Annotated in this window: 8 protein-coding genes; 5 read left to right on the plus strand and 3 right to left on the minus strand. The window is 65.2% G+C overall.

Annotation, left to right across the window (positions count from 1 at the left end; translation table 11 throughout):
- Window positions 1–16: 16 nt before the first annotated feature.
- Entirely contained in the window at window positions 17–2,041 is a 2,025-nt protein-coding gene (locus HNS03_RS21275; RefSeq protein WP_367198067.1) for a TonB-dependent hemoglobin/transferrin/lactoferrin family receptor, read from the minus strand.
- 310 nt (window positions 2,042–2,351) lie between these two features.
- On the opposite strand from HNS03_RS21275, the gene hemP reads away from it, so the two are divergent.
- Genes hemP through HNS03_RS21295 form a run of 4 tightly spaced genes read left to right on the plus strand, consistent with a single transcriptional unit; the run spans window position 2,352 to window position 5,449 of the window.
- Window positions 2,352–2,519: a hemin uptake protein HemP gene (gene hemP, locus HNS03_RS21280; protein ID WP_367198068.1), complete on the plus strand. Its 168-nt coding sequence runs from the start codon at window positions 2,352–2,354 to the stop codon at window positions 2,517–2,519.
- A 26-nt stretch (window positions 2,520–2,545) separates the two neighbouring features.
- The gene (locus tag HNS03_RS21285) at window positions 2,546–3,523 is read left to right on the plus strand and encodes a hemin ABC transporter substrate-binding protein (protein WP_367198069.1); all 978 of its coding nucleotides are present in this window, start codon (window positions 2,546–2,548) and stop codon (window positions 3,521–3,523) included.
- The gene (locus HNS03_RS21290) at window positions 3,520–4,617 is read left to right on the plus strand and encodes a FecCD family ABC transporter permease (protein WP_367198070.1); all 1,098 of its coding nucleotides are present in this window, start codon (window positions 3,520–3,522) and stop codon (window positions 4,615–4,617) included. Before HNS03_RS21285 ends, HNS03_RS21290 begins: the two co-directional genes overlap by 4 nt.
- A 4-nt stretch (window positions 4,618–4,621) precedes the next feature.
- Entirely contained in the window at window positions 4,622–5,449 is an 828-nt protein-coding gene (locus HNS03_RS21295; protein ID WP_367198071.1) for a heme ABC transporter ATP-binding protein, read from the plus strand.
- Here HNS03_RS21295 and HNS03_RS21300 read toward each other — a convergent pair.
- Both HNS03_RS21300 and HNS03_RS21305 read right to left on the minus strand, forming a co-directional pair.
- Window positions 5,398–5,832 carry an Rrf2 family transcriptional regulator gene (locus HNS03_RS21300; protein WP_367198072.1) on the minus strand — a complete coding sequence of 145 codons (435 nt, stop codon included), beginning with the start codon at window positions 5,830–5,832 and terminating at the stop codon, window positions 5,398–5,400. The genes HNS03_RS21295 and HNS03_RS21300 overlap by 52 nt on opposite strands.
- Before the next feature lie 145 nt (window positions 5,833–5,977).
- The gene (locus HNS03_RS21305) at window positions 5,978–6,409 is read right to left on the minus strand and encodes an OsmC family protein (RefSeq protein WP_367198073.1); all 432 of its coding nucleotides are present in this window, start codon (window positions 6,407–6,409) and stop codon (window positions 5,978–5,980) included.
- Window positions 6,410–6,636: 227 nt separating this feature from the next.
- On the opposite strand from HNS03_RS21305, the gene HNS03_RS21310 reads away from it, so the two are divergent.
- The coding region (locus HNS03_RS21310) for a hypothetical protein (protein WP_367198074.1) at window positions 6,637–6,851 on the plus strand (215 nt) is incomplete at its 3' end.

Consider the following 6,851-nt stretch of genomic DNA (forward strand, 5'->3'; position numbering starts at 1 on the left):
GCTTTCAAGAATCCTTCTAATAAGTAGCGGTTGACTTGTTGAGGTTTCCGCCGAGCCGCAAGTCGAGTGTCAGTTTTGCGTTGAACCCGGGAGCGGCTTCAGCATCCAGGAATGGCTCATAATACGTATCGAAAACGTTGTCGATATTGAGGCCAACGGAAAGTCTGTCGTCGACTTCATAGCTGGCGAAGAGATCGAGCACCGCATAGGCGTCGGACTGGAGGTCCGGCGAAACATCGTCCTGAGCCGCCACCAGGTTGAGGCGACCACCCGCCGTCAAGCGCTGCTGGAAGGCGCGGAAGCCACCGGAGAGGATCAGACGGTCCGGCGGGATGGTGTCGAGAGTCTCGCCGGTCTCGTCGTCGGTGCCGCGCGAGATGGTACCCGACAGCCCGGCGAACCAGCGGCCCGCATCGTAGTCGACGCCGGCTTCGAAGCCCCAAAGGTTGGCTTGGCTGATGTTCTGGTACTGGTAGCAGAAGGGCGGGCTGGAGCACGCGGCTCCCGGCCGGAACGAGAACGGCACCACGACGGAGCCGATATAGTTGTCGACGCGGTTGTAGTAGCCCATCACGCGGCCTCGCAGCCGGTCGCCCTCGGCGATCACGTTGTCGAAGCGGACGTTCACGCCGCCTTCGACGTTGTGGCCGGTTTCCGGCTCCAGGTTCGCATTCGGCAGGAACGTGAACGGCGGGGCGCCGCCTACCGGCGGATGCGAGCCGGTCCAGGTCGTCTCGGTGAGCGACGGGGCGCGGTAGGCTTCCGCATAGGTCGCAAACAGGGTGACCCATTCCAGCGGGGTAACGCCGACGGTGATACGCGGTGAGATGTGGTCGCCGTCGCTGCTTGTGGTCTGGCCGTCGAGATCGTAGCCGTCGTAGCGCAATGCGCCGACGAAATCGAAAATGCCGACCGACATCTGGTCCTGGATGTAAGCGCCGTAGACGTTGCGCTTCCCGGGCGGTGTGAACTGGTCGGCGGCGCCGAACGGATCGGGATCGCTGGTCTTTACCTCGTCACGGAAGGCATCGAAGCCGTAGGTGATCGCGTGATCGGTGGCACCGAGTGCGACGCGCGAAGTGTTGAAGACGTCCGCGCCGGTGGTCTCAATCTTGAACTTGCGCTCAGAGCCCACGCTCGGCCGAGGATAATAATTCGGCACTTGGGTGATGGTCTGATCGGTCTGGGTCGAGGTGTAATAGACCTGACCGGAGAAGTCGAAAATGTTGTCGTCCGGACGCTGGTAGCGGTACTTGACCCGGTAGGTCTCGGCGGTCGTATCGCTGTCGTACTCCGTCGCGGTGCCCTGGTCGTAGGTCGAGTTGTAGACCATGCCGGAGGCGGTGATCTCGTGGCCGTCGGCGGGTCGCAGCCGGGCGGCGATCAGGCCGCTTTTGAGGTCGTAGCCGGAGTTGGGGATGTCGTTGCCGGCGCCGTCGGAATACGTGCCCCAGTCGCCCCAGGTCGCCGCGCCGACCACATCGAAGGCGGTGCCGACACGCGCGGCCGCCTCGCCATGGATGCTCCCGCCGTTGCTGTTGGTCTCGTAGGTGCCCTTCAGCCGGCCGGCGACCGTCTCGTCGCCGCGCAGGACATCGTCCGCCGTCAGCGTGCGGAAGTCGACCACGCCGCCGATCGCGCCCGAACCGTAGATGGTCGAGGTCGGGCCGCGGGTGACGTCGATGGCGCGCACCATCTCCGGGTCGATGTAGAACATGCCGTTGGCGTTGTGGCCGGTGCGCTGGAAGTTCTGGCGTGCGCCGTCGATCATGACGTTGACGCGCCCGAAGTCCTGCAGGCCGCGGATGTTGACCGCGGTTGCCGGGTCGTCGGCGTTCATGTCGGTCCAAACGCCCGGCATCGTGTCGAGCACGTCGGAGATGCGGCTCGGTTCGAACTGAGTCTCCATCTGGTCGCGCGTCACCACGGTGGAGCCGGACAGGGCATCGTAGGCAGCACCTTCGGTGCGCGTTGCGGTCGTGGTCGACACGGTGATCGTGTCCAGGACGACCGCGTCCTGGGCCGCAGCTGCCTGAGTCATGAGGATCGCAGAGGCAGAGGCGAGAAGCACGCTCCTCGAAATGCCAGATACCATCGGGCCAGCCCTTCTTACTGAGGAAATCGTTTTTTGCGGCTGGCTGGCTGAAGCGGGAGCGCCGTCGCTGGCTTGCCTTTTTCAATTGCAAGTCATTCCGAATAGGAACGTTGCGGACGGTAGAAACATGGACTAATTGAGTCAACAATGTCGCGACGCACAATGAGCGCTTGCTAAAATTTGTGTCGAAGATGCAACAACTTAGAAGGGTTCCACGGTGTCTGGAGACGCGTCATGCCCTCCGAAGGGCAAGGACATGACACAAGGTCGCAACGCGGCCCCGTCGCACGATGAGAAGCAAGAGCCATATCGTTGGTCGGCGGAAGATTTGTGCGGTCCGCGCGGCGAGGCCGAAATCGTGCTCGATGGCGATGTCTATCGGTTGCGCATCACCTCGCGACGGCGCCTCATATTGACCAAGTGATAGCCCTGACGATCGGCAGGTTTGCAATGTTCTCGTTCGCTTTGAATGGACTTCCCGACCGTGCGCCGGAGCGCCCGCTTCCGGCTTCCTGGCCGCCTTTCGCATCCCGTTGGGCGCTTGCCGCGCTGGTGAGCCTGTTGGCCGCTGCGGCACCGGCAAAGGCGGAGGAAATCATGGCGCTGCCCTCCTGCGGTGCCGACGACACGCTAGATCGCAGCCGGATCGTTGCGATCGGCGGCACCATCACCGAGATCCTCTACGATCTCGGCCTGGAGGACGATATCGTCGCCGTCGACACCACCAGCCAGTTCCCGCCGCGGGCGCTGGAGGACAAGCCGGACATCGGCTATATGCGCGCGCTCTCGGCGGAAGGGGTGCTGTCGATGTCGCCGTCGCTGCTTCTGGTGTCGGAAGGCTCCGGACCGCCGGAAGTGCTCGACGTTTTGGAAAAATCGTCGGTGCCGCTGCTCTATATCAGCGAGGAGCCGAGCGCGGACGGGGTGCTTGAGCGGATCCGCAGCCTCGGCGCGGCCATGTGCGCGCAGGAGAAGGCCGAAACGCTCGCAGAAGAGGTTGCGGAAGGCTTCCAGGAGCTGGATGCGCTGCGCGCGGAGATCGAGACGCCGAAGCGGGTGCTGTTCGTCATGTCGATGCAGCACGGGCGGCCGTTGGTCGCAGGCAGCGAGACCGCTGCCGACGCGATCATCGCACTCGCCGGCGCCAAGAACGCCGCCGATGGTCTAACCGGCTACAAGCCGATGAGCGAAGAGGCCGTGGTTGCCGCGGCACCCGACGCGGTCCTGATGATGAACCGCGGCAACCACCAGGTCTCCGATATCCTGTCGACTCCGGCCTTCCGCCTCACTCCGGCCGGACGGGACGGCGAGCTCATCACCATGGATGGGCAATTCCTGCTTGGCTTTGGCCCGCGCACACCGGATGCCGCGTCTACCCTCGCGCGCATGCTCTATCCGGAGCTTGGCGGGGAAGAGGCCGCCCAGTGACGGCACGGGCCGAAAGCCGGATCGCGCCTCCGGCGGCTACCCGCCGCGCCCGGCCGATTGCGGGCGCCATGGTGGCGGCGGCGGGCGTGGTCATGCTTGCGACCGTCGTTCTGTCTCTCTCCCTCGGGGCGACCGGCATCACGCTGGACGCGGTGCCGCGCGTCGTCGCCTCCTATCTGGGCGGCATCGAACCCATGACCACCGAAGAGGTGCGCGAACGGCTGGTGATCCTGGAGATCCGGCTGCCGCGCACCGCGATGGGGCTTCTGGTAGGCTCCGCGCTGGCGCTGTCCGGTGCGGTGATGCAAGGCTTGTTCCGCAATCCGCTGGCCGATCCGGGACTGATCGGCGTGTCGAGCGGCTCCGCGCTGGCGGCGGTGGCGGTGATCGCGCTCGGCGACGGATTGCTGGCCCCGGTGGTGGATGCGCTGGGGGCGTTCGCGGTCCCGATCAGTGCCTTTGTCGGTGGCTTGATCGCGACAGCGCTGCTCTATCAGCTCGCCACGCGCGCGGGCTACACCTCGATCGCGACCCTGCTGCTGGCCGGCATCGCGCTTGGCGCGCTCGCGGGCGCGATCACCGGCATCATCGTGTTCGGCAGCGACGATCGGGAACTGCGCGACCTGACCTTCTGGTCGCTGGGTAGTCTCGGGGGCGCCTCCTGGCAGAAGATCGGCGCTGCGCTGCCCTTCCTCGTCGCGGCGCTGGTGCTGATGCCCTATTTGGTGCGGGTGCTGAACGGCTTCCTCCTGGGCGAGGCGGAGGCCGGCCATTTGGGTGTGGAGACGGAGACGGCGAAGCGGATCGCCATGGTCGGGGTCGCCGGGGCGGTCGGGGCGGCGGTTGCGGTGTCCGGCGTGATCGGTTTCGTCGGGATCGTGGTGCCGCATATCGTCCGGCTCGTCACCGGGCCGGACCATCGCTACGTGCTGCCGGGCAGTGCGCTCTTGGGTGGTGCGCTGCTGCTTGCCGCCGATTCGGTCGCGCGCGTGATCGTGGCGCCGGCGGAATTGCCGATCGGTATCGTGACGGCGCTGTTCGGCGCGCCGTTCTTTCTGTGGCTCTTGATGCGCCGGCGCGGCGGGCTCGGGTGATCTTATGCTGATTGCGGAAGGCCTTGGGCTTCGACGGGGCGGACGCTGGTTGATCCGGGACGTGGCGTTTTCCGCCGAGCCCGGAAAGACGATCGCCGTGATCGGCCCGAACGGAGCCGGCAAGTCGACGCTGTTGAAGGTGCTGACTGGCGAACTCAACCCTGACACTGGACAGGTCCAACTCGACGGATCGGACGTGGCGCGGCTTTCCCGCGCCATCCTCGCGCGTCGGCGGGCGGTGCTGCCCCAGGCGACGACGCTGACCTTTCCTTTCTCGGTGCGGGAAGTCGCGGAGCTCGGGATTACCGTGCCGGCCTTCCCGCTTTCCGGCCCGGCGCGGGCGGCCCTGGTCGGGCGGGCGCTTCAAACCGTCGAACTTTCAGCGCTCGCCGATGCCAGCTTCGACACATTGTCGGGCGGCGAAAAGCAGCGCGCCCAGCTTGCCCGGGTGCTGTGCCAGCTCTGGGCGGCGGAAGGGGAGGGCGCCATGCCGCTCCTGTTCCTCGACGAACCCACGGCGAGCCAGGATCTGGCGCATCAGCTCGCGGTTCTCGACGTCGCCCGCGATCACGCCAAACGCGGCGGTGCTGTCGTGGCGGTTCTGCACGATCTTAACCTGGCGGTCGCCTGGGCGGATCGAATCGTCGCCATCAGCGGCGGCCGAATCTATGCCGATGGGCCGGCGGAGACGGTGGTCACGGAAACGATGCTGGCCGACGTGTTCCAGGTCAGGCTTTCGCCCGGCGCGCTGCCTGCGGATCGCACGCCGTTCGTCCTGCCTCAGACGGCGGTGCGCTTGGTGTCGGACGGGCCGTCTTCGCTGGCGTCCTGAGGCCGCACGACGGTCACGTCCGTGCCTTCGATGAAGTCGCTGAGGAAATGACTGTCCAGGTGGGCGAGAAAGGCCTCCCACGCGCCGTCCATCAGCGGGGTGATCCCTTCCGATTCGTCCCTTGTCTCGAACGATTCGAGCGCCCGCACGGCGGCCCCGATTGAAATATCGGCGGGCGGGTGGGCAAGCCGGACGCCGCCGGCGCGGCCGCGAACGGTTTTGACGAGATCCGTCTTGGTCAGAAGATTGACCAGCTTGAAGGCATAGGCTTCCGGAATCCCCGCCAACCGGGCGATCTCGGTGATCGGCGTCAGGTCCGGATGATGGCGTCCGCACCAGACGAGAATGCGAATCGCATTGTTGGTTTGTTGTGAAAGTCGCATATCGGCCTTCGCGGGTGACGCGCGGACCGAGTCTAGTCCAACTCGCCGCCGGGGTCGACATGCGAGATCAAAGTCTTTCTAAAATAGCGCCGCCCCTCCCCAGCTAAGATGAGGTGGGGCGCCGCTTGTGCGCCTTTGGGAGCGCCTACTTTTCCAGCGTGGCCTCGAGGCTGATCTGGGCGTTCACGACCTTGGAGAGGGGGCAATTTTCCTTCGCCTTGGTGGCAAGCGTCTGGAACGTGTCGGCGTCCGTTCCAGGCACCCGGCCGGTCAAGGCCAGGTGAATGGCCGTGATGGCAAAACCGCCGTCGACCTGGTCGAGCGATACGGTTGCCTTGGTCTCCAGCGATTCGGCGGTCAGCCCTGCTTCCCCGAGCGCGAGCGACAACGCCATGGTGAAACAGCCGGCGTGGGCCGCGCCCAGAAGCTCTTCCGGGTTGGTGCCCGGTTCGCCTTCGAAGCGGGTGTTGAAGCCGTAGACCTGATCTTTCAGAACTCCGCTTTGGGTGGAGATCTTGCCCCGCCCATCCTTCAGTCCACCGCTCCAGGCGGCCGATGCCGTGCGCTTGATCGTCATTTGTCAGCTCCTGTGAAACGAACCGGATCCATTCGTCACGCCTGTAACCCGTTCCGCCTCGATGGAGTTTCGCAACAGCACGGCGATTTTATGGGCGTGGTCGTTCGTGGTCGGGACAACGACCACTTTTCCTGGGATTTCGCGCAGCCAGCGCGCGACCGCGCGTCGGCCGTTATCTCACGCGTTTCCGGACGGCGAACCGGTGTCCACTTCGCCTGGAAACGCTCGTGGCCGCGCCCGCGCAGCCGCGAGCGAAGCTCGCTGGCGTGAGCGCTTATTTTCAGAGCAAATCCCGGACGGAAAACCGGTTCCCACTTTTCCTGGGATTTGCGCAGCCGCGAGCGAAGCTCGCTGGCGTGAGCGCCTATTTTCAGAGCAAATCCCGGACGGAAAACCGGTTCCCACTTTTCCTGGGATTTCGCGCAGCCAGCGCGCGACCGCG

This window comes from Amorphus sp. 3PC139-8 (assembly GCF_040750475.1).
In the GTDB taxonomy this organism is placed as follows: Bacteria; Pseudomonadota; Alphaproteobacteria; order Rhizobiales; family Amorphaceae; genus Amorphus.